General features: G+C 50.6%; 20 protein-coding genes and 5 pseudogenes. 16 read left to right on the top strand and 9 right to left on the bottom strand.

Features of this window, described 5'->3' with window-relative positions; translation table 11 throughout:
- Positions 1 to 75: 75 nt before the first annotated feature.
- Positions 76 to 834: an outer membrane protein OmpK gene (locus HV311_RS21390; RefSeq protein WP_047414475.1), complete on the bottom strand. Its 759-nt coding sequence runs from the start codon at positions 832 to 834 to the stop codon at positions 76 to 78.
- Positions 835 to 1,404: 570 nt separating this feature from the next.
- Between HV311_RS21390 and HV311_RS21385 the strand changes: the two genes are divergently transcribed.
- Both HV311_RS21385 and HV311_RS21380 read left to right on the top strand, forming a co-directional pair.
- A complete protein-coding gene (locus HV311_RS21385) occupies positions 1,405 to 2,898 on the top strand; it encodes a sulfatase family protein (RefSeq protein ID WP_080859392.1) in 1,494 nt (497 codons plus the stop codon).
- A 98-nt stretch (positions 2,899 to 2,996) separates the two neighbouring features.
- Positions 2,997 to 4,121, top strand: a pseudogene (locus tag HV311_RS21380) (anaerobic sulfatase maturase); the annotation flags it as partial.
- Between the two features lie 23 nt (positions 4,122 to 4,144).
- On the opposite strand, the gene HV311_RS21375 reads toward HV311_RS21380, so the two are convergent.
- On the bottom strand, positions 4,145 to 5,176 hold the full coding sequence (locus tag HV311_RS21375) for an IS630-like element ISEc33 family transposase (RefSeq protein ID WP_032425611.1): 1,032 nt from the start codon (positions 5,174 to 5,176) through the stop codon (positions 4,145 to 4,147).
- 199 nt (positions 5,177 to 5,375) lie between these two features.
- On the opposite strand from HV311_RS21375, the pseudogene HV311_RS21370 reads away from it, so the two are divergent.
- Positions 5,376 to 5,981: pseudogene (locus tag HV311_RS21370) on the top strand (transposase); the annotation flags it as partial.
- A gap of 136 nt (positions 5,982 to 6,117) precedes the next feature.
- On the opposite strand, the gene HV311_RS21365 reads toward HV311_RS21370, so the two are convergent.
- A complete protein-coding gene (locus HV311_RS21365) occupies positions 6,118 to 7,098 on the bottom strand; it encodes an IS5-like element IS5 family transposase (protein ID WP_064349473.1) in 981 nt (326 codons plus the stop codon).
- Positions 7,099 to 7,168: 70 nt separating this feature from the next.
- Between HV311_RS21365 and HV311_RS21360 the strand changes: the two are divergent.
- The 4 genes and pseudogenes from HV311_RS21360 to nhaR all read left to right on the top strand — a co-directional run.
- Positions 7,169 to 7,825: pseudogene (locus tag HV311_RS21360) on the top strand (cytoplasmic protein); the annotation flags it as partial.
- 118 nt (positions 7,826 to 7,943) lie between these two features.
- A complete protein-coding gene (locus HV311_RS21355; protein ID WP_191220439.1) occupies positions 7,944 to 9,659 on the top strand; it encodes an aryl-sulfate sulfotransferase in 1,716 nt (571 codons plus the stop codon).
- A 156-nt stretch (positions 9,660 to 9,815) separates the two neighbouring features.
- Positions 9,816 to 10,982 carry a Na+/H+ antiporter NhaA gene (gene nhaA / locus HV311_RS21350; protein ID WP_049042495.1) on the top strand — a complete coding sequence of 389 codons (1,167 nt, stop codon included), beginning with the start codon at positions 9,816 to 9,818 and terminating at the stop codon, positions 10,980 to 10,982.
- A 38-nt stretch (positions 10,983 to 11,020) separates the two neighbouring features.
- Positions 11,021 to 11,920, top strand: a complete 900-nt coding sequence (nhaR, locus tag HV311_RS21345) for a transcriptional activator NhaR (protein ID WP_016151636.1) — start codon at positions 11,021 to 11,023, stop codon at positions 11,918 to 11,920.
- A 114-nt stretch (positions 11,921 to 12,034) separates the two neighbouring features.
- On the opposite strand, the pseudogene HV311_RS28330 reads toward nhaR, so the two are convergent.
- Together HV311_RS28330 and rpsT are read right to left on the bottom strand one after the other, a co-directional pair.
- Positions 12,035 to 12,121: pseudogene (locus tag HV311_RS28330) on the bottom strand (hypothetical protein); the annotation flags it as partial.
- Between the two features lie 91 nt (positions 12,122 to 12,212).
- Entirely contained in the window at positions 12,213 to 12,476 is a 264-nt protein-coding gene (rpsT, locus tag HV311_RS21340; RefSeq protein WP_003018940.1) for a 30S ribosomal protein S20, read from the bottom strand.
- Positions 12,477 to 12,581: 105 nt separating this feature from the next.
- Between rpsT and HV311_RS28105 the strand changes: the two are divergent.
- The 9 genes and pseudogenes from HV311_RS28105 to HV311_RS21300 all read left to right on the top strand — a co-directional run bounded on the left by HV311_RS28105 (position 12,582) and on the right by HV311_RS21300 (position 21,029).
- Positions 12,582 to 12,797, top strand: a pseudogene (locus tag HV311_RS28105) (DUF2575 domain-containing protein).
- 7 nt (positions 12,798 to 12,804) lie between these two features.
- Entirely contained in the window at positions 12,805 to 13,743 is a 939-nt protein-coding gene (ribF, locus tag HV311_RS21335; RefSeq protein WP_016155656.1) for a bifunctional riboflavin kinase/FAD synthetase, read from the top strand.
- Between the two features lie 37 nt (positions 13,744 to 13,780).
- Positions 13,781 to 16,597, top strand: coding sequence for an isoleucine--tRNA ligase (gene ileS / locus HV311_RS21330; protein WP_191220438.1), 2,817 nt, complete (start codon positions 13,781 to 13,783; stop codon positions 16,595 to 16,597).
- Entirely contained in the window at positions 16,597 to 17,094 is a 498-nt protein-coding gene (gene lspA / locus HV311_RS21325) for a signal peptidase II (protein ID WP_003018932.1), read from the top strand. The genes ileS and lspA overlap by 1 nt, the downstream gene beginning before the upstream one ends.
- 116 nt (positions 17,095 to 17,210) lie before the next feature.
- Complete coding sequence (fkpB, locus tag HV311_RS21320; RefSeq protein ID WP_003018929.1) at positions 17,211 to 17,660, top strand: FKBP-type peptidyl-prolyl cis-trans isomerase; 450 nt, start codon at positions 17,211 to 17,213, stop codon at positions 17,658 to 17,660.
- A gap of 1 nt (position 17,661) precedes the next feature.
- Entirely contained in the window at positions 17,662 to 18,612 is a 951-nt protein-coding gene (gene ispH / locus HV311_RS21315; protein WP_016155658.1) for a 4-hydroxy-3-methylbut-2-enyl diphosphate reductase, read from the top strand.
- Positions 18,613 to 18,678: 66 nt separating this feature from the next.
- Complete coding sequence (rihC, locus tag HV311_RS21310) at positions 18,679 to 19,593, top strand: ribonucleoside hydrolase RihC (protein WP_191220437.1); 915 nt, start codon at positions 18,679 to 18,681, stop codon at positions 19,591 to 19,593.
- 97 nt (positions 19,594 to 19,690) lie between these two features.
- A complete protein-coding gene (locus tag HV311_RS21305) occupies positions 19,691 to 20,254 on the top strand; it encodes a glucose-6-phosphate isomerase family protein (RefSeq protein ID WP_016155660.1) in 564 nt (187 codons plus the stop codon).
- A complete protein-coding gene (locus HV311_RS21300) occupies positions 20,247 to 21,029 on the top strand; it encodes a glucose-6-phosphate isomerase family protein (protein WP_191220436.1) in 783 nt (260 codons plus the stop codon). The genes HV311_RS21305 and HV311_RS21300 overlap by 8 nt, the downstream gene beginning before the upstream one ends.
- A 304-nt stretch (positions 21,030 to 21,333) precedes the next feature.
- Here HV311_RS21300 and HV311_RS21295 read toward each other — a convergent pair whose 3' ends face one another.
- The 4 genes from HV311_RS21295 to HV311_RS21280 all read right to left on the bottom strand — a co-directional run bounded on the left by HV311_RS21295 (position 21,334) and on the right by HV311_RS21280 (position 23,909).
- On the bottom strand, positions 21,334 to 21,657 hold the full coding sequence (locus tag HV311_RS21295) for a hypothetical protein (protein WP_155398672.1): 324 nt from the start codon (positions 21,655 to 21,657) through the stop codon (positions 21,334 to 21,336).
- A 128-nt stretch (positions 21,658 to 21,785) separates the two neighbouring features.
- On the bottom strand, positions 21,786 to 22,604 hold the full coding sequence (locus HV311_RS21290; RefSeq protein WP_016151643.1) for a PTS system mannose/fructose/sorbose family transporter subunit IID: 819 nt from the start codon (positions 22,602 to 22,604) through the stop codon (positions 21,786 to 21,788).
- On the bottom strand, positions 22,604 to 23,404 hold the full coding sequence (locus tag HV311_RS21285) for a PTS mannose/fructose/sorbose/N-acetylgalactosamine transporter subunit IIC (RefSeq protein WP_046276031.1): 801 nt from the start codon (positions 23,402 to 23,404) through the stop codon (positions 22,604 to 22,606). Before HV311_RS21285 ends, HV311_RS21290 begins: the two co-directional genes overlap by 1 nt.
- Before the next feature lie 10 nt (positions 23,405 to 23,414).
- Positions 23,415 to 23,909: a PTS system mannose/fructose/N-acetylgalactosamine-transporter subunit IIB gene (locus HV311_RS21280; protein WP_003837349.1), complete on the bottom strand. Its 495-nt coding sequence runs from the start codon at positions 23,907 to 23,909 to the stop codon at positions 23,415 to 23,417.
- Positions 23,910 to 23,918: the final 9 nt, after the last annotated feature.

Below are 23,918 nucleotides of genomic sequence, written 5' to 3'. Positions count from 1 at the left end.
CACCTCACCGCATCTGATATATCGGATGCAGAGTTTCAAACTGGGTTATTTCTTTTTTATTTATTTTGATAGTAATCAGAACTCGAAGCCAATCATATAATTCATACGGTCACCATAATCTTTATAACCTAATTTATTATTAAAGTAACGATAGGATACCGATGCAGTCCAGCTAGGTATAAATTTCCATGTGAAAGTCACTGCGCCATTCAGACCAGTATGTCCACCTTGTTGCTCTGCATAGGCATCATTACGATCCATTTCAATTTCATTCCAGTTGGAAACAGCAAATTTTTCGTTAAACATTTCAAAATTATATGCCGCAACCCAACCAAGTACATATCCGTTAAGGCCAGTAGCCTGACCGTATTTTTTTGACGTATAGTCGTTGGATAAATTGTGTATAGCCACATAGGGTTTAATGAACCATGATTTTTCTACCAGACCAAGGTAGCCGACCCCATACATCATATTCAATTCATCACCAAACGTGTTCTCCATCGACATATAGAGTTTGGTCATCAACGTAAAATCAGAACCTTCTATCGGACGATAATGTCCGAGAAACTGAGTAACGTGGTTCCGTCCTTCGACTGGATGGTTGAGAACGTTCATTTCGTAAAATGAAGCAAATTCACCTCTGTCGAAAACGGCGCCAAAATCAGCCACCGCTTTCCACACTTCACCACGATCGACGTTTACGAAACCTTTATTCCAGTCACCATACCCGAGACTAATTTTCCCATATACGCGTTTTAGTTCAGCTGAATGACCATTAAAACAGGCTAAGATAAGGCATGCACCAAGTAGACTATTAATGTATTTTTTGTTCATGCTCAGCTCCGTGAGGTAAAGAAAATAATAAAATGTAATGCTTTTGAAAAAAAGGAAGTCTATTGGTTGATGTTTTGTTTGTGAGTGATAGGTGTCGCAAAAATACCAGTGTTCGAATATTAATTTGAGAAAGTGTCGGGAGGTGTTGTTTTTTTTATGCTAACTTTATGTTTTTTGAATATAAGGCGTGTTACTGGAGTAACGCGAATCTTTTTTATCGATGCTTTTGATATTCTTTTTGTATGACTTATTCGCTATTAGCAACTTAGTGCCGAGAAAACAACATATGCTGACATTAACGAGATATAGAGAGGGTGAGGGAGGTGTTTGGGATCTTCGTCACTTGTTATTGTGCAGTTTTTTAATAGAATTTTCTGGTAAGTTTATATAAATAAAAATGATATTTTAATTATTAATATAGCGCCTGCGAATGTATTTGTTTCTTTATTTTTTCAATCACTCTTTATTGCATGCTGATGTAATAGTGAGTGCCAGAAATCAACCGAAAATATTAAGCCTTTTGGCAAGTTTATTGCGTAATTGGTGATGTGATAATTCAAAGGAGTTGAAATGAAAAGAACTGTTGTTGCCAGTATGATCGGTCTGGCCTTATGTGCCGGAAGCGTATCGTCAACCGCGCAGGCTGCTACGGATAAACGTCCTAACTTAGTCATCATTCTTGCTGACGATTTAGGCTATGGCGATCTCGCGACTTATGGCCATCAAATCGTCAAAACCCCTAATATCGACAAGCTGGCGCAGGAAGGGGTGAAATTTACCGACTACTATGCACCTGCGCCGCTGTGTTCTCCTTCTCGTGCTGGTTTATTAACGGGGCGTATGCCGTTTCGTACCGGGATACGCTCATGGATCCCTGAAGGGAAAGACGTCGCATTAGGGCGCAATGAATTGACGATTGCCAATCTGCTGAAAGAGCAGGGCTACGACACGGCGATAATGGGCAAATTACACCTGAATGCCGGAGGAGATCGCACCGATCAGCCGCAAGCGAACGATATGGGATTCGATTACACCCTGGTGAATGCTGCCGGGTTCGTAACGGACTCAACTTTAGATACCGCAACAGAGCGCCCGCGTCATGGCATGGTACATCCAACCGGTTTTGTGCGTAACGGCAAGCCGATTGGTAGAGCGGAGACCTTCAGTGGAGAATTAGTAAGCTCTGAAGTCGTGAACTGGTTGGACAATAAGAAAGATGATAAGCCGTTTTTCTTATACGTCGCCTTCACAGAAGTTCATAGCCCACTGGCATCGCCGAAAAAGTATCTCGATATGTATTCACAAAACATGAGCGACTACCAGAAACAGCATCCGGATCTGTTCTACGGAGATTGGGCTGATAAACCGTGGCGCGGCACGGGAGAATATTACGCCAATATCAGCTATATGGATGCCCAGGTCGGTAAAGTAATGGATAAGATTAAGGCAATGGGTGAAGAAGATAACACCATTGTCATTTTTACTAGCGATAACGGACCGGTCACACGCGAGGCTCGTAAAGTGTATGAACTGAACCTGGCGGGCGAAACGGATGGGCTTCGCGGTCGTAAAGACAATTTGTGGGAAGGCGGCATCCGTGTTCCGGCAATCATCAAGTATGGTAAACATATTCCGCAGGGGATGGTAACGGATACGCCGGTTTATGGTCTCGACTGGATGCCGACGCTGGCAAATATGATGGATTTTAAACTGCCAACAGATCGTACCTACGATGGGCAGTCTCTGGTGCCATTACTGGAACAGAAAACGTTGGCGCGTCAGAAGCCACTCATTTTTGGTATTGATATGCCATTCCAGGATGATCCAACGGATGAGTGGGCTATTCGCGATGGTGACTGGAAAATGATCATCAATCGCGAAAATAAACCTAAATACCTCTACAACCTGAAAAAAGATCGTTTTGAAACCCTTAATCAGATTGGCAAGCAGCCTGATATCGAAAAACAACTGTACGGTAAGTTCCTGAAGTACAAAAAGGATATTGATAACGATTCCTTAATGAAAGCCCGAGGTGAAAAACCGACGCCAGTAACCTGGGGTTAATCGGATAACAACAAAAAAATAGAGTATGCCACTTAGGGCTATGCCCGCCTGGCTCAGTATTTTTATGCTGAGCCGGGTTCTTTTATTTATGGACCTCCGTGATGCAAAGGAAAAGTTGTCAGGTAATGGTTAAGCCGACAGGATCAGTATGCAATCTGGACTGCAAATACTGTTTTTACCTGGAAAAAGAGAAGCTCTATCCAGACAGAAAAGCAAATTTCAAAATGTCAGATGAAATGCTTGAATTATTCATCAAGCAACACATTGCCGCACAGGATGTGGATGACGTCATTTTTGCATGGCAAGGTGGAGAACCGACTCTGATGGGGCGCGCGTTTTACCAGCGGGCGATTGAACTTCAGCAGCGTTACGCTGAGGGGAGAACCATAGTAAATACCTTTCAGACTAATGGTGTTTTGATCGACGAAGAATGGGCTGAGTTTTTCAAGAAGAATGATTTTCTGGTGGGGATTTCTGTTGACGGTGACGCCGCGCTACATGATGAATGGCGTGTTACTCGTTCGGGTAAACCAACACATGAGAAAGTGGAGCAGGCCATTAAACGCCTGGTACGTCACGGGGTTGAGTTTAATACGCTGACGGTGGTTAACCACACTAATATGTCTCATCCACTGCAGGTTTACCAATATCTGAAAAGCATTGGTAGCCAGTATATGCAGTTTATTCCATTAGTAGAGAGGCGTAGTGACAACAGCGATGCCGAGTTGGCTGCACCCTGTGATAAACAAACGAAAATGATGCCGTGGTCCGTTGACTCACTTGAATTCGGCCATTTTCTCAATGCTATTTTTGATATCTGGATCCGTGAGGATATTGGTAATATTGGCATACAGATATTTGAGCAGACGCTGGCTGCCTGGTGCGGATTACCTCCGCATGTGTGCGTGTTTTCTCCAACGTGCGGCAGTGCATTCGCAATGGAAATGAATGGTGATGTTTATAACTGCGATCACTTTGTCTATCCGCAGTACAAACTAGGGAATATTCAGCATACAACGGTGCGTGCGATGAACAATAGTGAGCAAAATCGGCAATTCGGCAATGATAAAAGCCGTACCATGGCGCAAGAATGTTACTCCTGTCAGTGGCGGTTTGCTTGCAATGGGGGATGTCCTAAACACCGATTTCTCCCCTCAGTCTCAGGAGTATCGAATCAGAACTTTTTATGTGCTGGTTATCAGTTGTTTTTTTCCCATACTGCACTAAATAGCTGCGCCTAATACCGCTACACTTTTGCCTGACCATGTTTTCCTCCGGGGAATGGGCTGGCGGTTTCCATAAAATGGCGGACCTTTTTCAGTAACTGCCACATTGAGCGGCACTGATGATTACGGGTTATCGTGTCATGAAGTGCCTGCCATAGCCGTTCCACATGATTCACCCACGGCGAGTAAACCGGCTGGTAAATTACCCTGAACTTGGGATTTGCTTTCAACCAGCGCTGTGTTTCGCGGCTTTTATGGATAATGTAGTTATCAACGATCAGCGTGATTGTTTTCGCCCGCCGGTAAGTGGCTTTCAGGTGCTTCAGCAGAGCGATAAACAGCGCTGAACTTTTGCTGTTGCCGCCCACGTAGCTGACTTTACCCGTGCCACTGTGCAGTGCGCCGGCCAGATAGTATTTTTCGTTCTGCCCCGGCGTCACTACCCGTTTCTGCTGTCCGCGCAACTGCCAGTCCGCACCGATTTTAGGATTAAGGTGGATATCCACTTCATCTTCATAAAATACCGGATGCTCTGCGCTGCATTCATCCAGCGCTTTGTGGATTACCGCCATCTTTTCATCTTTATGTGGGTCACGGATACGCAGAGTTGGCGCGGCCCTGCGCCATACAAGCCCCGCAGATGGCAACCAGCGGCGAACGGTTCCTGCATGTAACTGGCAACCGGTTATCTCATTGATTTTTAATGCCAGTAATTCGGTGCTCCAGCGTGAACGTTGATAACCAAAATCGCCGGGAGAATGCTTTATCAGCTCACGTAACAGGGTGCAGATATGTTCAAAAGGCCAGCGTCGGGAGCGCCCTGCGGGTAAGGATTTCAGGCCTTCAATACCTGAGTGCGTAAACCAGTTAATCCAGCGACCAACGGATGAACGAGCACAACAGAGAGTTCTGGCAACATCGCTGACCCGTTCACCCCGATGAAGCATCAGCATGGCCGTGAGTCTGCGGGCATGATTTTTATCGCGCGTTTTATGAATAGCTTTCTGCATCAGGCGTCGTTCGCCACGGGGTATTGGTGCTATGATCGGCATCGCTCAGTCCGGTTGGTGGTTTTGGTTGGTTTGGCGATTGATCAGATCGCACAATCCGGGCTGAGTTCCCTTTCAGTGATCTACTATTCCGCGCATCTATTTAGCGATGGGGGCGATGAAAACGCTCTATGAAAATAATATTTCGCCAGCAGAGATAAAAACAATATTTGTGTGATAGTAATATTCGCAGGGAGTGAATATGTTTTCTCGAATCAATGTTGATGCCTGTAAAACACCTACTTGTAAAAATATGGGTATATTAAATAGTCCGGATTATTTAACCCAAGGGAAGGAGATTCTGTGTAGAGAATGTGGATTTTTGTTCCCCATCATTTCTGAGTACTCGCTCAATCTCTTCCGTCAGTCGGCAAACCAGGCCTGGAAGGGATTGATTAAAGCTTGTCCTAGCTGCGGTAGTTCATCACTGAAAAAATATGGATTTTCCGCTCAAAGAGAGGCGCGACTATACTGCCTTGAGTGCCACAAAACGTTCGTTTCCCCAGGAGAACATAAGGCAGATATCCGTCAGGAAAACCTTGCCAGACTTATCCAGGAAGGCGCTTCGTTGTCTGATATTAGAGCGACACTTTCATTAGACAGCACGGGTCTAAACCGTGCGCTACAAAAATTATCCCGCAAGGTAAATGAGGCTGAACGAGAGTTCGTTTTTCCTGCGTTTGATCTGGCGATGAGTACGTGCGCTTTTCGGGTTAAATTTAATGGCGGCGACAACAGTTTGTATGCTCTGGTTACGGCAGAAGAGGGCAGTGGCAGGGTTATCGCTGTGACAACTAAGGAAGGTGCGAATAAGCGGGGAAATTCTTCTCGGCTGACTCAGTCATTTCATTTCTTCATGTTTGAGCCGATTTTTTCTCCCGTAAATGCCTTGAATCAGCCTATTTAGACCGTTTCTTCGCCATTTAAGGCGTTATCCCCAGTTTTTAGTGAGATCTCTCCCACTGACGTATCATTTGGTCCGCCCGAAACAGGTTGGCCAGCGTGAATAACATCGCCAGTTGGTTATCGTTTTTCAGCAACCCCTTGTATCTGGCTTTCACGAAGCCGAACTGTCGCTTGATGATGCGAAATGGGTGCTCCACCCTGGCACGGATGCTGGCTTTCATGTATTCGATGTTGATGGCCGTTTTGTTCTTGCGTGGATGCTGTTTCAAGGTTCTTACCTTGCCGGGGCGCTCGGCGATCAGCCAGTCCACATCCACCTCGGCCAGCTCCTCGCGCTGTGGCGCCCCTTGGTAGCCGGCATCGGCTGAGACAAATTGCTCCTCTCCATGCAGCAGATTACCCAGCTGATTGAGGTCATGCTCGTTGGCCGCGGTGGTGACTAGGCTGTGGGTCAGGCCACTCTTGGCATCGACACCAATGTGGGCCTTCATGCCAAAGTGCCACTGATTGCCTTTCTTGGTCTGATGCATCTCCGGATCGCGTTGCTGCTCTTTGTTCTTGGTCGAGCTGGGTGCCTCAATGATGGTGGCATCGACCAAGGTGCCTTGAGTCATCATGACGCCTGCTTCGGCCAGCCAGCGATTGATGGTCTTGAACAATTGGCGGGCCAGTTGATGCTGCTCCAGCAGGTGGCGGAAATTCATGATGGTGGTGCGGTCAGGCAAGGCGCTATCCAGGGATAACCGGGCAAACCGACGCATGGAGGCGATTTCGTACAGAGCATCTTCCATCGCGCCATCGCTCAGGTTGTACCAATGCTGCATGCAGTGAATGCGTAGCATGGTTTCCAGCGGATAAGGTCGCCGGCCATTACCAGCCTTGGGGTAAAACGGCTCGATGACTTCCACCATGTTTTGCCATGGCAGAATCTGCTCCATACGGGACAAGAAAATCTCTTTTCTGGTCTGACGGCGCTTACTGCTGAATTCACTGTCGGCGAAGGTAAGTTGATGACTCATGATGAACCCTGTTCCATGGCTCCAGATGACAAACATGATCTCATATCAGGGACTTGTTCGCACCTTCCCTAATTATTCCACGCAGCCTGTCGAAAACGAATATCAGTACATTTCTGAATACGAGGAACGTCTGCCGCCTGGGACGTTAGCGCATCTTGTCCAACGCAAAGAACTCATGACGATGCGGCGAAATACCCTATTTGATATCGACTATGGTCCCGCCACGCTTTACAAAAACGATCCCGGGATGTTGGTAAAACCGGTTCTTCCCGCGTACCGGCATTTTGAGCTGGTCAAAGAGCTTACGGATGAGCACTCCCTCAATGTTCAGCACGACATCGATCATGAGTGTTTTATATTAGGAGGATGTATGATGGCTAATCTGCAATCTGTGCGGCAAGGTCGTTGTCATATATCATTTGTAAGAGAAATGGGGGTTTCACCTCCGGATAAAGACTTTCCTTATCGAGTGTTCTTTAGTGGCGGAATACGCAATAATGTCTGGCGAGCCTTCTCAACACGCGGTTACTCTAAAGCCGTATGTAACCTCACAGGAAATAAAAAAACGAGTATGCTACGCTACGCTACCTTAACGGGCAGCACTAAATTTATTCAGTTTTTGCATACGCATCCGTTTTTCTTTCAGCTTAGTCGCCTGTCTCCTGCCAATGTTACGGTCGTACTGAATTATTTAAAATTTGAATATAATAAAAATATAATGCGATAACGGAATATTTTTATTGATATTAATTGATACTTTTTGATTGCCTGATTGATATATCCCCAGTGTATTTATTTTGTTGTTCCGCTGTGGAACGATGAAATGAATACATTGGACACGCATAATGAAAAAGATTATTTCCCCCGATATTAAGTTGCCTACACCTCGTCCCGCTGTTAATCAGGAGATTGACAGCAATAATGAGATGGTTCTCAGTCATACAGCTGTTTATCAAGATTGTCTGGCTCGGATCACTGATGAGAATACGTTGGAAAATGCGGTCATTGTTCTAAACCCTTATGGTACAGCCCCTTTAAGTGCATATGCCGGTGTTTGGAGTGCTGAAGAACGTACTGTAACGCTGAAAATTCAGGATCTGGCGCAAAGTGCGATACAAGTCGTGCAAGATTTTACGTTGAATGTGGGGGCGAATCTGCTGCCTGTACTTGGCCTAGTGGCAGATGTCGATAACCAACTGGCTATTTTGGTTGATGAAGTCGTTATCGCCACTTATACGATAGCAACCCAACCTTTACCTGCAACGGATTCTGCAGATGTGCAGTTAGGGTTTCCTGTTATCAATGTGACTCAACCAGTGACTGACGCTGACCTGATTGCGCCGGGCTGCTATTTCATTACGCATTTCGACCGCTATAACTACGCTCTGGATCAGGATGGTGTGGTGCGTTGGTACGTGACACAGGACTTCCCGTCATTCAATTTGGTGCGCATTGATAACGGTCATTTCTTGGCTACATCAGAAGCTAAAAACACCTACCTTGAGATGTATGAGTTCGACATGATGGGACGGCTGTATACTTTTTATATTCTGGATAACCAATTCCACCACTCAATTTGGCAATGGGACAGTAATATCATCGTCGCGCCTTCCGAATATACCTCGGGCAGACCGGATTCACTGAAGACTAATGAAGATGGCGTCTCAGTTGTGGATTTATCTACCGGGCTGGAAATTGCCTATTACGACATGGCCGCTATTCTTGATACCTCACGTACAGCGAGACCAACGGGGACGGCACCTGGTGAAGATCCGACCGCTCAGGACTGGCTGCATATCAACCAAAGCTATGTTAATGAAACGAATAGTTTGCTGATCGCTTCAGGGCGTCATCAGAGCGCTGTTTTTGGCATCAGCCTCGAGACTGAATCGCTGCAGTTTATTATGTCCACGCATGAAGATTGGAGCGAGGAGTATAAGCCTTACCTTCTGACTCCGGTCGACAGTGATGGTGTCCCTCTTTATGACTTCAGCAATCAGGATGATGTGGATGCGGCAAACCGTGATTTTTGGTCGTGGGGACAACACAATGTGACTGAAGTGGCTAATGACGAACCAGGAATGGTCGAATTTATGGTATTCGACAATGGTAACTATCGCTCTCGTGTTGATAGTAAAAGCCTGCTTCCACCAGATAATTACAGCCGGGTTGTACACTTTATCGTTGATTTGAACGCAATGACGGTAATGCGCCCTTTTGAATACGGTAAGGAGTTGGGAGCTCGCGGTTATAGTAGTTGTGTAAGCGCCAAAGAGGTGTTGCAGAATGGCAACATCGTTGTGCATTTCGGCGATTGCACATTTGACGAAAATGGCCGAGCTATCTCTTGCCAGCCGGGGGATAGCGACATTATTGACCCGCAGGAAGGAAATGAAGCATTGGGGAATTTGCTTCTGCAAGAAATTGAACCGGTAACCAAGTCGGTGCTTTTTGAGGCGACAATGACCTCTGGTTACTATAAAAACGAGGAAGTGAATGGCGTAGGCTATCGCTATGACATCACCAGTTTCCGCGTTTATAAAATGGGACTGTATGCCTGATTAGGTCTCAGTGTTTTGCGCTCTATGCCCGACATCTGTTCGGGCTTTTTTATTCGTAAAAACCGATCTATTCATCATGAATAATCTAATTTTAACGAGCTTTCTGAAGGTGTAAGATAGTATTTACGAAGTATTCACCCAATAGAGAGAATAAAAGTGAAACATCTGCATCGTTTTTTTAGTAGTGACGCCTCGGGGGGCATCATTCTGATCATCGCTGCCGTGGTTGCTATGCTGATGGCAAATATCGGGGTTACCAGTGGATGGTACCACGCCTTTCTGGAAACGCCCGTTCAACTGCGGGTTGGCGCGCTTGAGATCAACAAAAATATGCTGCTGTGGATCAATGACGCGTTGATGGCGGTGTTCTTCCTGTTGATCGGTTTGGAAGTGAAGCGCGAGTTAATGCAAGGTTCGCTGGCCAGTCTGCGCCAGGCGGCGTTTCCGATCATTGCCGCTATCGGGGGCATGATTGTCCCGGCGCTGCTGTATCTGGCATTCAACTATGCTGACCCTATCACCCGTGAGGGTTGGGCGATCCCGGCGGCAACGGATATCGCTTTTGCATTAGGCGTGCTGGCGCTGTTGGGCAGCCGTGTCCCACTGGCGTTGAAAATCTTCCTGATGGCGCTGGCGATAATCGATGACCTCGGCGCTATTGTGATCATCGCGTTGTTCTACACCAGCGATCTCTCGCTGCTGTCGCTGGGCGTTGCCGCGTGCGCGATCCTTATCCTGGCAGCATTGAATCTGTGCGGTGTAAGACGTACCGGTATTTATATTCTGGTTGGCGTAGTGCTGTGGACGGCCGTACTGAAGTCTGGCGTGCATGCAACTCTGGCGGGCGTGATCGTCGGTTTCTTCATCCCGTTGAAGGAAAAACACGGGCGTTCGCCGGCGAAGCGTCTGGAGCATGTTCTGCACCCGTGGGTGGCATACCTGATCCTACCGTTGTTTGCCTTCGCTAACGCGGGCGTCTCACTGCAGGGCGTCACCATTGATGGACTGACTTCGGTGTTACCGCTGGGGATCATTGCTGGCCTGTTAATCGGGAAACCACTGGGTATCAGCCTCTTTTGCTGGCTGGCGTTACGCTTCAGGATGGCGCAATTGCCGGAGGGAACGAATTTCCAGCAAATTATGGCGGTCGGTATTCTGTGCGGCATTGGCTTTACGATGTCGATTTTCATCGCCAGCCTGGCGTTTGGGACCGTCGATCCTGAGCTGATTAACTGGGCGAAACTGGGGATCCTGATCGGTTCTTTGCTGTCGGCGGTAATAGGTTACTGCTGGTTACGCACCCGGTTGAACGCAGCAGCCTGACGGGATAACCCTTTCGTGACAATTTTCAGGGAGAGTGTATGTCTCATATAAACTACAACCACCTGTACTACTTTTGGCATGTATATAAAGAAGGATCGGTGGTTGGTGCAGCAGAGGCGCTTTATCTGACACCGCAGACCATTACCGGGCAGATTAAAGCGCTTGAGGAACGCTTACAGGGAAAGTTGTTCAAGCGGAAGGGGCGTGGACTGGAGCCCAGCGAATTAGGCGAATTGGTTTTTCGTTATGCGGATAAGATGTTCACGTTAAGCCAGGAAATGCTGGATATCGTGAACTATCGCAAAGAGTCGAATTTACTGTTCGATGTCGGCGTGGCGGATGCGTTGTCCAAACAGCTGGTCAGCAGCGTGCTGAATGCTGCAGTCGTTGAAGATGAACAAATCCATCTGCGTTGTTTTGAATCAACGCACGAGATGCTGCTGGATCAGCTCAGCCAGCATAAACTGGATATGATTATCTCCGACTGCCCGATCGATTCTACGCAGCAGGAAGGGTTGTTCTCAGTGCGGATTGGCGAATGCAGCGTGAGCTTTTGGTGCACCCAGCCATTGCCTGAGAAACCATTTCCGGCCTGCCTCGAAGAGCGTCGATTGCTGATCCCTGGGCGCCGTTCGATGCTCGGGCGTAAGCTGCTGAACTGGATTAACTCCCAAGGGCTGAACGTTGAAATCCTTGGTGAGTTTGATGACGCCGCGCTGATGAAAGCGTTTGGTGCAACGCATAACGCTATTTTTGTTGCGCCTACGCTTTATTCCCACAATTTCTATGCCGATGATTCAATTGTTGAAATTGGACGCGTAGAGAATGTGATGGAGGAGTATCACGCCATATTTGCAGAAAGAATGATCCAGCATCCAGCGGTGCAGCGTATTTGCAATGCGGACTACTCGGCATTATTTAAGCTGCAATCAGCCTGATCTTCGTAATGCTTCCGGCTGCGGTGGTTGCCTACAGCCGGAAGGATTCTACTGCTTTAATAAATTCCGGTACTGACCACCTTCGCGGATAAATACCGGAATTCTGTTCCGTGGCCAGCCGTTTTCACGCATCTCCCGATATCTCTTGGGGCGGTTCTCCACCTTCGGCCAGACAGAGATTATCAGCTCAATGCCCAGTGAATGGCAGTTGCTGTCGAATCCGGCTGCAAACGACGGGCATAAAAAAACCCGCTTGCGCGGGTTTTTTCACAAAGCGACAACAAGCAGGCGATTAAGCCAGTTTGTTGATCTGTGCAGTCAGGTTTGCTTTATGACGTGCAGCTTTGTTTTTGTGGATCAGACCTTTAGCAGCCTGACGGTCCACGATCGGTTGCATTTCGTTAAATGCTTTCAGTGCAGTAGCTTTGTCGCCAGCTTCGATAGCTGCGTATACTTTCTTGATGAAAGTACGCATCATAGAGCGACGGCTAGCGTTGTGCTTGCGGGCCTTTTCAGACTGAACGGCGCGCTTCTTAGCTGATTTGATATTAGCCAAGGTCCAACTCCCAAATGTGTTCTATATGGACAATTCAAAGGCCGAGGAATATGCCCTTTTAGCCTTCTTTTGTCAATGGATTTGTGCAAATAAGCGCCGTTTAAATTGCAGCACTCGTTGCGTAGTGATGGCGCAGGATTCTACCAGCTTGCGGGGCGTGAATACAGCCTTTCCACGAGAAAAATTGCATTGGTGTGCCCGTGAAGGGCGTCAATTTGTTTCATAACGATGAAAACCATCCTCTTTCTGTTTCGTAGAAACAATCGCCGGTTAACGTTGAACGCGGTACAGGGTATACTTTCACGATTTTCACTGTTTTGAGCCAGACATGAAGCTGATACGAGGCATACATAATCTCAGTCAGGCCCCGCATGGGTGTGTGCTGACTATTGGTAATTTCGACGGCGTGCACCGTGGCCATCGTGCGTTGCTGCAGGGCTTACGGGAAGAAGGGCGCAAACGCAATTTACCGGTGATGGTGATGATTTTCGAGCCGCAGCCGCTGGAGCTGTTTGCGACGGACAAGTCACCTGCGCGCCTCACCCGCCTGCGGGAAAAACTGCGTTATCTGGCGGAGTGCGGCGTTGATTACGTGCTGTGCGTGCGTTTTGACAGGCGCTTCGCGGCATTAACGGCGCAGACCTTCATCAGCGATCTGCTGGTGAAGCGCCTTGGTGTACAATTTCTTGCCGTTGGTGATGATTTCCGCTTTGGCGCTAGCCGTGCGGGCGATTTCTTGTTATTACAGGAAGCGGGCGCTGAGTATGGTTTTGATATCACCAGCACCCAAACTTTCTGTGAAGGCGGTGTGCGCATCAGCAGCACCGCGGTACGTCAGGCGCTGGCGGAAGATAACCTGCAACTGGCCGAAAGCCTGCTTGGGCATCCTTTTACTATCTCAGGACGCGTAGTTCACGGTGACGAGTTAGGGCGCACTATCGGTTTTCCGACGGCAAACTTACCGCTTCGTCGCCAGGTTTCTCCGGTGAAAGGGGTTTATGCGGTTGAAGTAATGGGGCTGGGTGACAAACCTTTCCCCGGCGTCGCCAACATCGGCACACGCCCGACGGTAGCAGGCGTACGCCAACAGTTGGAAGTGCATCTATTGGACGTTGTAATGGACCTGTATGGTCGCCATATAGATGTAGTACTGCGTAAAAAAATACGCAGCGAACAGCGATTTGCCTCGCTGGATGAACTAAAAGCGCAGATTGCGCGTGATGAGTTGACTGCCCGTGAATTTTTTGGGCTAACAAAACCGGCTTAATGCCTATACGAGTTTTAAATACGGAACCGAGAATCTGATGAGTGACTATAAATCAACCCTGAATTTGCCGGAAACAGGGTTCCCGATGCGCGGCGATCTCGCCAAGCGTGAACCGGGAATGCTGGCGCGTTGGACTGATGATGACCTGTACGGCATCATTCGTGCGGCCAAAAAAGGCAAAAAAACCTTCATTCTGCATGATGGCCCTCCTTATGCGAATGGCAGCATTCATATTGGTCACTCGGTTAACAAGATTCTGAAAGACATTATCGTGAAGTCCAAAGGACTCACGGGATTCGACTCGCCTTACGTTCCGGGCTGGGACTGCCACGGTCTGCCTATCGAGCTGAAAGTAGAGCAGGAATACGGCAAGCCGGGCGAGAAGTTCACCGCCGCTGAGTTCCGCGCCAAATGCCGTGAATATGCAGCGACGCAGGTTGACGGTCAGCGTAAAGACTTTATCCGTCTTGGCGTGCTGGGCGACTGGTCGCATCCGTACCTGACCATGGACTTCAAAACTGAAGCCAACATCATTCGTGCGCTGGGTAAAATCATCGGCAACGGTCACCTGCACAAAGGTGCGAAGCCGGTGCACTGGTGCGTTGATTGCCGTTCCGCGCTGGCGGAAGCGGAAGTTGAGTATTATGACAAAACCTCCCCGTCCATCGACGTTGCGTTCCAGGCCGCCGATCAGGACGCGGTAAAAGCGAAATTTGGCGTTTCTGACGTCAATGGCCCGATCTCACTGGTTATCTGGACTACCACCCCGTGGACGTTACCGGCGAACCGCGCAATCTCTCTGGCGCCTGATTTTGACTATGCGCTGGTGCAGATTGACGGGCAGGCTGTGATTCTGGCGAAGGATCTGGTTGAAAGCGTCATGCAGCGTATTGGTGCGGCTGAATACACTATTCTGGGCACCGTAAAAGGCGCCGAGCTGGAACTGCTGCGCTTTACCCATCCGTTTATGGGCTTTGACGTGCCGGCTATTCTTGGCGATCACGTTACGCTGGATGCGGGTACTGGTGCGGTCCATACCGCCGGCGGCCACGGTCCGGATGACTACGTCATTAGCCAGAAATACGGTCTGGAAATCGCTAACCCGGTTGGCCCGGACGGCGCATATCTGGCGGGTACCTATCCGGATCTGGACGGTGTGAACGTCTTTAAAGCCAACGACAAAATCGTTGCGCTGCTGAGCGATAAAGGCGCTCTGCTGCACGTTGAGAAGATGCAGCACAGCTACCCGTGCTGCTGGCGCCACAAATCGCCGATCATCTTCCGTGCGACTCCGCAGTGGTTCGTCAGCATGGATCAGAAAGGTCTGCGCGCGCAGTCGCTAAAAGAGATCAAAGGCGTGCAATGGATCCCGGATTGGGGCCAGGCACGTATTGAATCGATGGTTGCCAACCGTCCTGACTGGTGTATCTCCCGTCAGCGTACGTGGGGGGTGCCGATGTCTCTGTTTGTTCACAAAGACACCGAAGAGCTGCATCCGCGTGCTATCGAACTGATGGAAGAAGTGGCCAAACGCGTTGAAGTTGACGGCATCCAGGCGTGGTGGGATCTCGATCCGAAAGATATCCTCGGCGATGAAGCTGACCAGTATGTCAAAGTCCCGGATACGCTGGACGTGTGGTTCGACTCCGGTTCAACCCACTCATCCGTTGTGGACGTGCGTCCTGAGTTTGCAGGCCATGCGGCAGATATGTATCTGGAAGGTTCTGACCAGCACCGCGGCTGGTTCATGTCTTCTCTGATGATCTCCACTGCAATGAAGGGCAAAGCGCCATACCGTCAGGTACTGACCCACGGTTTCACCGTTGATGGTCAGGGTCGTAAAATGTCCAAGTCTATCGGTAACACCGTAAGCCCGCAGGACGTAATGAACAAACTGGGCGCGGATATTCTGCGTCTGTGGGTCGCTTCTACCGACTATACCGGCGAAATGGCCGTTTCTGACGAAATCCTGAAACGTGCTGCCGACAGCTATCGTCGTATCCGTAACACCGCGCGCTTCCTGCTGGCGAACCTGAACGGGTTCGATCCGGTAAAAGATATGGTGAAACCGGAAGAGATGGTGGTGCTGGATCGCTGGGCGGTAGGTTGTGCGCAAGCTGCGCAGGAAGAGATCCTGAAAGCTTATGAAGCCTATGACTTCCACGAAGTAGTACAGCGCCTGATGCGCTTCTGCTCCGTAGAAATGGGTTCGTTCTACCTCGACATCATCAAAGACCGTCAGTACACCGCGAAAGCGGACAGCGTGGCGCGTCGTAGTTGCCAGACTGCGCTGTTCCATATTGCAGAAGCACTGGTACGCTGGATGGCGCCGATCATGTCCTTCACTGCTGATGAAATCTGGGGTTACCTGCCGGGCGATCGTGAGAAGTACGTCTTTACCGGTGAATGGTACGAAGGTCTGTTTGGCTTAGGCGAAACCGAAGCGATGAATGACGCCTACTGGGACGAGTTGCTGAAAGTGCGCGGCGAAGTGAACAAGGTCATCGAGCAGGCGCGTGCGGATAAGAAAGTCGGTGGTTCGCTGGAAGCGGCGGTTACTCTGTACGCTGAACCAGAACTGGCGGCGAAACTGACCGCGCTGGGCGAAGAGTTGCGCTTTGTTCTGCTGACCTCCGGTGCGACGGTTGCGGATTATGCAGCGGCTCCTGCTGATGCTCAGCAGAGCGAACTGCTCAAAGGTCTGAAAATCGTACTGAGCAAAGCCGAAGGTGAGAAATGTCCGCGCTGCTGGCATTACACTACCGATGTCGGCCAGGTGGCGGAACATGCAGATATCTGCGGACGCTGTGTCAGCAACATCGCCGGTGATGGCGAACAACGTAAGTTTGCCTGATGAGTAAGCCTCTATGTTCAACAGGACTACGCTGGCTGTGGCTGGTGGTAGTCGTGCTGATTATCGATTTAGGCAGCAAATACCTGATCCTCCAGAACTTTGCTCTGGGGGATACGGTGTCGCTGTTCCCGTCGCTTAATCTGCACTACGCGCGTAACTATGGTGCGGCGTTTAGCTTCTTAGCCGACAGCGGTGGCTGGCAACGTTGGTTCTTTGCCGGTATCGCCATTGGTATCTGCGTTATCCTGATGGTGATGATGTATCGCTCGAAGGCGACGCAGAAGCTAAACAACATCGCGTATGCGTTAATCATTGGCGGTGCGCTGGGCAACCTGTTCGACCGCCTGTGGCACGGCTTCGTGGTTGATATGATTGACTTTTACGTCGGTGACTGGCATTTCGCGACATTCAACCTTGCTGATACGGCGATCTGTATCGGTGCAGCATTGATTGTCCTCGAAGGCTTCTTACCGTCGAAAGAGAAAAAAGCCGCATAAAAAATGCCGGATGGCGCTATGCTAATCCGGCCTACAATATACTGCGATTCTTGTGGGCCCGGTAAGCGTAGCGCTATCGGGCAAACAGGCGGCAGCAATTTTAAAGAGCAACCTGCATGTCTAAATCAGTACAGAGTAACAGTGCGGTGCTGGTGCACTTCACCCTTAAGCTCGACGATGGCTCCACCGCAGAGTCAACCCGCAATAACGGCAAGCCTGCGCTGTTTCGCCTGGGCGACGGTTCTCTGTCTGAAGGACTGGAACAACACCTGCTGGGGTTAAAAGAAGGTGATAAAACCACTTTTGCTCTGGAGCCGGATGCCGCCTTCGGCGTGTCCAGCCCGGACTTAATTCAGTATTTCTCGCGTCGGGAATTTATGGACGCGGGCGAGCCAGAAATTGGCGCTATCATGCTCTTTACCGCAATGGACGGCAGTGAGATGCCTGGTGTGATCCGCGAAATCAATGGTGACTCGATCACGGTTGATTTCAACCATCCGCTGGCCGGGCATACCGTTCATTTTGATATTGAAGTGCTGGAAGTCGAACCGGCACTGGAGGCGTAAAATGCAGATCCTGTTGGCCAACCCGCGCGGTTTTTGCGCTGGCGTAGACCGCGCTATCAGCATTGTGGAAAACGCGCTGGCTATTTACGGCGCACCGATTTATGTCCGTCATGAAGTGGTGCATAACCGCTATGTGGTGGATAGCCTGCGCGAGCGCGGCGCTATTTTTATTGAGCAAATCAGCGAAGTACCGGATGGCGCGATCCTGATTTTCTCCGCTCATGGTGTGTCTCAGGCGGTGCGTAACGAAGCCAAAGGCCGCGACCTCACGGTTTTTGATGCGACCTGCCCGCTGGTAACGAAAGTGCATATGGAAGTCGCCCGCGCCAGCCGTCGCGGTGAAGAGTCAATTTTAATTGGTCACGCCGGGCATCCGGAAGTTGAAGGCACGATGGGCCAGTACAGTAACCCGCAGGGGGGAATGTATCTGGTCGAATCACCTGAAGATGTGCTGAAACTGAATGTAAAAAATGAAGGCAAATTGTCCTTCATGACGCAGACCACTCTCTCCGTTGATGACACCTCTGACGTCATTGACGCGTTACGAAGCCGTTTCCCGAAAATTGTCGGGCCGCGCAAAGACGATATCTGTTATGCCACGACCAACCGTCAGGAAGCGGTCCGTGCGCTGGCAGAGCAGGCGGATGTTGTGCTGGTGGTCGGCTCGAAAAACTCTTCTAACTCCAACCGTCTGGCTGAACTGGCCCAACGAATGGGGAAAGCGGCGTATCTGATTGACGATGCGACCGATATCCAGGAAGCGTGGGTGAAAGAAGCCAGGTGCGTGGGCGTGACGGCCGGTGCCTCGGCGCCTGATATCCTGGTGCAAAACGTGATTGCTCGCCTGCAGGAGCTTGGCGGTGGGGAAGCTATTCCGCTGGCAGGGCGTGAAGAAAACATCGTTTTCGAAGTACCGAAAGAGCTGCGTGTGGATGTTCGTGAAGTAGAGTAAGTCTTTCCGGTTACGATTATGAGAAGATGCCAGACTTAACGTCTGGCATTTTTTTATGGAGAAACCATGCGCTTACCGATCATTCTTGATACCGATCCCGGCATTGATGATGCTGCCGCTATTGCCGCCGCGCTGTTTGCCCCTGAGCTGGATCTGCAACTGATGACCACGGTAGCAGGTAATGTGTCGGTGGAAAAAACCACCCGTAATGCCTTGCAACTGCTGCACTTCTGGAATGCCGATATTCCGCTGGCGCAGGGGGCATCGATGCCGCTGGTGAGACCGCTGCGAGATGCCGCTTCCGTACACGGTGAATCAGGTATGGAAGGGTATGAATTTGTCGAACATGACCGCCAGGTGATGGCAAAACCTGCCTTCCAGGCCATTCGCGATGCGTTGATGCATGCCCCGCAGCCTGTGACGCTGGTGGCAATTGGCCCCCTGACCAACACTGCGCTGCTGCTGACTCATTATCCTGAATGCATATTCAACATTCACCGTCTGGTGATTATGGGCGGTTCTGCCGGGCGCGGGAACTTCACGCCAAACGCCGAGTTTAATATTGCTATTGATCCCGAGGCCGCCGCAAAAGTCTTCCAGAGCGGGCTGGAGATTGTGATGTGTGGGCTGGATGTCACTAATCAGGCCATGCTCACCCCTGACTATCTGGCGACGTTGCCGCAGCTTAACCAGACGGGAAAAATGCTGCACGCGCTGTTTAGCCATTACCGTAGCGGCAGTATGAATACGGGGCTACGAATGCACGACCTGTGCGCTATTGCCTGGCTGGTGCGCCCGGAACTGTTTACCCTGCAGCCGTGCTTCGTGGCGGTTGAAACCCAGGGTGAATATACCTCGGGTACGACGGTGGTGGACATTGAAGGACGTTTAGGGCATCCGGCAAATGCCCTGGTCGCGCTGGGGCTGGATGTTGAGGGGTTCCAGCAGTGGGTGGCAGAGGTACTGACGCTGGCACCTTGAGGTTGTGATCCGGCCCGCAATATGCAGATAGCGATAGCAGGTTAATCGATTAATCTGCTAATCTGATCCTGTTGTTCTCCTCGGGCCGGAGACACATATGAACCTTTCTTTTATCCAGCCACCGCAGGTGGCGTGGGCAAGCGGCGCTTTAGCTGATGGCCTGTTATTGCGTAAATCCACCCGTATTGAGGATCTTCCAGACGTTTTTGCCGATGAACACGCCCGTCAACAGCTGACTGGCGAGCAGGTCGTGTATGACGTTGAGATGCTGGATACGTCTCCCGCTGAAGGTGAACTCTACACCGGCGTTACCCATCTTTACCCTGGCCGGGTCGGCTGTGAGTATTTTATGACCCGCGGGCATTTCCATGCGCGCCGCGAACAGGGGGAAGTCTATTTTGGTCTGCGTGGCACCGGTTTGCTGCTGTTGCAAACTGAGCAGGGCGACGCGAGGCTGGAAAAAGTATTCGCGGGATCTGTCCACATTATCCCCGGCTTTACCGCGCATCGGTTAATCAACACCGGGGAAGAGGTTCTGTCGGCGCTCGCCGTATGGCCAGGGATTGCGGGTCATGATTATGCAGCGCTCGCCAGTGGCTTCAGAATAAGGGTCTTTGAGGAAAATAAGACGGTTCAGGCGAAGGAGGTACAGAATGGGTGACTTAGCGCATGCTTACGGCCTGGATATGACGGTCCATCATCACCCGCTTGGTTTTAGCTATGGGGATGAGGTTACCGGGCCGATGCCGGAGATTCGTCAACTCGACCAGATTCGCGCCTCGCTGCGCGATCCGCACTGTGAAGGGCCGCAAGAGGTGTATGCCATAGCGATGGATGTGGCGCGAATGCAGGATCGAGAAGAGTTGAAAAAGCGGATGCTGTTGTTTGGCGTGGTCACCTATGCGGCGGGACGGCTGGGAGAAGAGCCGGTGCGTAGTCAGGGACATATTCATCGTATTAGTCAGCACAGCGGCTGGTCTCCGCCGGAGCTTTATGAAATCTGGCAGGGAAAAGCGATCATTTATATGCAGGAATATGTTGAGGACGACCCAGGCCGCTGTTTTGCTGTAATTGCCGGACCCGGTGAGAAAGTGTTGGTACCACCCGGTTGGGGGCATGCGACTATATCCGCAGACCCGGATGTACCGTTAACCTTTGGCGCGTGGTGCGATCGTGAATATGGTTTTGAGTACGACGCCGTGCGTGCGCATAAAGGACTGGCATGGTATCCGCTGTTGCAGGGCAACAACGTTATCTGGCAGCATAATCCGCGTTACATCCCTGGACGACTGCAGGCCGTTACGCCCAGACAATATACGGAATTCTCGATTACCTCCGCACCTGTTTATCAACAATTCATCGAGGACCCGGCACGTTTCCAATTTATCTCACGCCCGGACAAGCACCCCGAGCTATGGCAAAACTTTCATCCATAAAAAAACCGGGGTATAGCCCTAATGCTTGTCAGTTAACGATGATGAGTGGCCCTACGGAGGTAATGAATCTGTTGCCTCCGGCGTATTGCTACGTTCACCTTAGTGATATCACTTCTCTGAGACAATACGACCTGTGAACGTGTTAAGGGTACTATCGCCGTACCCTTAACAATCCCGGCTCCCGGCGGGAAAATTGCCGCTCCGCGGTCCCCTCCGTTTATTCCTCCAGGCTACCGGGCCGGGCGCGAGGCAGCGTCCCTGCAAAACGCGCCCTGAACCCGCATCCCTGCGGGTTCTCCCGGCCTTACGGAAACACGTCGGCAATTTTCAGCCGGACCAGCTCACACCTGACCACCTGCGTTTTTTTATCTGAACAGCAAAACAGAGTTAACTGGAAGTCAGTGCGTTGCAGCGATGACCCCGTTCCGGCTGAAAATCGATGAGGCGTTGACGGCTGACCGGGTTTGCCCGCAGGGATGCGGGCAGAGGGGACGGCCTGCAGGGACGCAGGCTCGGCCCCGGCCCGACAGGCAGACGGCATAAGACGAATGAATCGCGTAGCGACGATTTTCCCGCCGGGAGCCTGGGATGCAAGGGAGGCGGCGGTGAGCCTCTCTTGCACGTTCACGGGTATCTGCGCTTCAGAAAAGTGATACCACTGAGGTGAACGGAACCCTGAGCCGAAATCACATGTTCTCCATAATGCTTAACTGACTGACATTAGGGCATAGCCCCGGTTGTACCGTTTTCTGTGTGTTATCCCGCAAACAGGCCCGTGGCGACGCCGAGGGCGGCCAGTATCAACAGTAAAATCATCGCTTTCACTGGTGACACACCGCGCTTGGCCATCAGATACCAGGTACCAAGCACCACAATCAGCGGCAGTAACTGCGGGAAGATACCGTCCAGCATCTGTTGAACATGGATATTCACCCCATCTTTGGTAATAAACTCCAGTCCGGTGCCAAGTTTAACGTAGCTGGCCGCCACGCCCCCCATGACAAACACACCCAGCAGCGATAACGCTTCACGCAGACGGGCAGACTTGCTGCTCACCAGCATTTCCACCGAGCCAGAACCCATTTTGTAGCCTTTCAGGAACAAGAACCACGAACCGGGAATGATGATGGCCAGCCAGGCAACGGTATAAAACAGCGGCCCGAGAATGTTACCGCCGGCCGCCAGGGCCATGCCGATGCTGAGCAGGATAGGGATCAGCATGCCAGGGATCATTGAATCGCCGATCCCGGCAATAGGGCCCATCAGGCCAACCTTCAGGGTATTGATGGTCTCCCCATCGATCGGCTCACCGTTCGCTTTTTTCTCCTCCAGCCCCAGCACCATGCCGTTTACGATCGCGCCTATCTGGGGTTCCGTATTATAGAATGAGGCATGACGGCGCAGCATTTCAGTACGTTGGGCTGCGTCGGGATAGAGCTTTTTCGCCACCGGAAGCATACTCAAACAAAAGCCAAAAGATTCCAGACGTTCAAAACTCATCGATGACAAGTTGTGCATCATCCATGCGCGCCAGCAGCGGCGAAGATCTTTACGCGTAAGTGTACGTTCTTCCATCAGAATTCATCCTCCTCATCATCGGCTACCGACTTTGCATTCGCGGCCTGCGGCGGTTCCGGTTTGTAGTTGTAATGGATCAACGCCAACAGCGAACCGACGATCACCAGCGCGACCATGTTGAGTTTTAAAAATACGATGCAGACAAAACCGACGAGGAAGTAGATCAGCATGGTGTAGTTTTTGATGATCTGCTTTAGCAAAATCGCGATCCCGACGGCGGGTAAAATGCCGCCCAGTACGTTCATCGTTGACAGAACTATTTTCGGCAAGCTGTCCATAAAACCGCTGATGTATTGCGCGCCGAAGTAAACCGCAATAAAAGTCGGTACAAAACGCAGGACAAAGTTTGTCACCTGTGGCCAGATGGCGCTGTTCAGGTAAATACCGCGTTCGTCACCCCGTTCCAGCGCCACATCTGCCCGGTGATTCCAGAAAGAGTTCAGTACCATCATCGCGTTAAACAAAATGGTTCCGGCGATACCGATGGTCGCAGCCAGCGCGACCGCGACCTCGGGGCCTTTTCCTGAAAGGATCCCTAGGGCGATTGCGGGGTAAGCGACAAAGTTGAGATCGGCCGGCATCGAACCGCCAGGCGTTACCATCGCGATATACACCGCCTGAACCGCGACGCCAATCATGATCCCGGTTTTAATGTCGCCAAGAATTATCCCGACCAGCATTCCGGAAATCAGCGGGCGGGTGATCAGATACCAGCCGCCGGTCAGCCCCAGAAGCCAGGGACTGCTGAGGGCGCCGAGATAGCAAAGTATGCCAATCAACGTAGCTTCGATAATCATCGTGCGCTCCTTATTTCAGCTTCTGACGTGCGTCCTGCCAGCTGTAGCAACTGGCATCAGGAACCAGGCGAAACTCAACCAGGTGCCCATGTTGCGTCAGCCAGTCAAAGGCGGCAATTTCATCCCCGTTGACCGACTGATTCGGGCCGATGGTTGTGGTATCAGCACGCGCGCTCATCGGACCCACATTAATCTTGCCGTTGGCATTTTTCAGGCTGATACCTGCTTCTTCAATGCGTTTGAGCGTGACGGGTGATTTGCCAATGACGAAATAACGTTTCTCGCTGGCAATGACTTTTGGCAATTTTTCAATCGCGGTGGCCGTATCAAACAACCAAACTTTGGTGTCCTGAACGGCGCCTTTCATCACCGAAGAGAGCAAAGGGTCGGCCGCGACGGCGTCGTCTATAGCGACGATCCCATCACAGGGCAGCTCTTTGGCCCAACGTGTCACGAGCTGCCCATGGATTACGCGGTCATCGATACGTACAAAAGAAATACTCATAGTGTTTTC

This window comes from Citrobacter sp. RHBSTW-00881 (assembly GCF_013728515.1).
Classification (GTDB): Bacteria; Pseudomonadota; Gammaproteobacteria; order Enterobacterales; family Enterobacteriaceae; genus Citrobacter; species Citrobacter braakii.
Note: the sequence above shows the minus strand (reverse complement) of the source record. Positions and strands in the feature narration are given on the sequence as shown.

Bases quoted from the DNA above. Each gene is read 5' to 3' on its own strand.
- HV311_RS21390 (WP_047414475.1), bottom strand. From the start codon at position 834: ATGAACAAAAAATACATTAATAGTCTACTTGGTGCATGCCTTATCTTA.
- HV311_RS21385 (WP_080859392.1), top strand. From the start codon at position 1,405: ATGAAAAGAACTGTTGTTGCCAGTATGATCGGTCTGGCCTTATGTGCC.
- HV311_RS21375 (WP_032425611.1), bottom strand. From the start codon at position 5,176: ATGCCGATCATAGCACCAATACCCCGTGGCGAACGACGCCTGATGCAG.
- HV311_RS21365 (WP_064349473.1), bottom strand. From the start codon at position 7,098: ATGAGTCATCAACTTACCTTCGCCGACAGTGAATTCAGCAGTAAGCGC.
- HV311_RS21355 (WP_191220439.1), top strand. From the start codon at position 7,944: ATGAAAAAGATTATTTCCCCCGATATTAAGTTGCCTACACCTCGTCCC.
- nhaR (WP_016151636.1), top strand. From the start codon at position 11,021: ATGTCTCATATAAACTACAACCACCTGTACTACTTTTGGCATGTATAT.
- ribF (WP_016155656.1), top strand. From the start codon at position 12,805: ATGAAGCTGATACGAGGCATACATAATCTCAGTCAGGCCCCGCATGGG.
- ileS (WP_191220438.1), top strand. From the start codon at position 13,781: ATGAGTGACTATAAATCAACCCTGAATTTGCCGGAAACAGGGTTCCCG.
- lspA (WP_003018932.1), top strand. From the start codon at position 16,597: ATGAGTAAGCCTCTATGTTCAACAGGACTACGCTGGCTGTGGCTGGTG.
- fkpB (WP_003018929.1), top strand. From the start codon at position 17,211: ATGTCTAAATCAGTACAGAGTAACAGTGCGGTGCTGGTGCACTTCACC.
- ispH (WP_016155658.1), top strand. From the start codon at position 17,662: ATGCAGATCCTGTTGGCCAACCCGCGCGGTTTTTGCGCTGGCGTAGAC.
- rihC (WP_191220437.1), top strand. From the start codon at position 18,679: ATGCGCTTACCGATCATTCTTGATACCGATCCCGGCATTGATGATGCT.
- HV311_RS21305 (WP_016155660.1), top strand. From the start codon at position 19,691: ATGAACCTTTCTTTTATCCAGCCACCGCAGGTGGCGTGGGCAAGCGGC.
- HV311_RS21300 (WP_191220436.1), top strand. From the start codon at position 20,247: ATGGGTGACTTAGCGCATGCTTACGGCCTGGATATGACGGTCCATCAT.
- HV311_RS21290 (WP_016151643.1), bottom strand. From the start codon at position 22,604: ATGGAAGAACGTACACTTACGCGTAAAGATCTTCGCCGCTGCTGGCGC.
- HV311_RS21285 (WP_046276031.1), bottom strand. From the start codon at position 23,404: ATGATTATCGAAGCTACGTTGATTGGCATACTTTGCTATCTCGGCGCC.
- HV311_RS21280 (WP_003837349.1), bottom strand. From the start codon at position 23,909: ATGAGTATTTCTTTTGTACGTATCGATGACCGCGTAATCCATGGGCAG.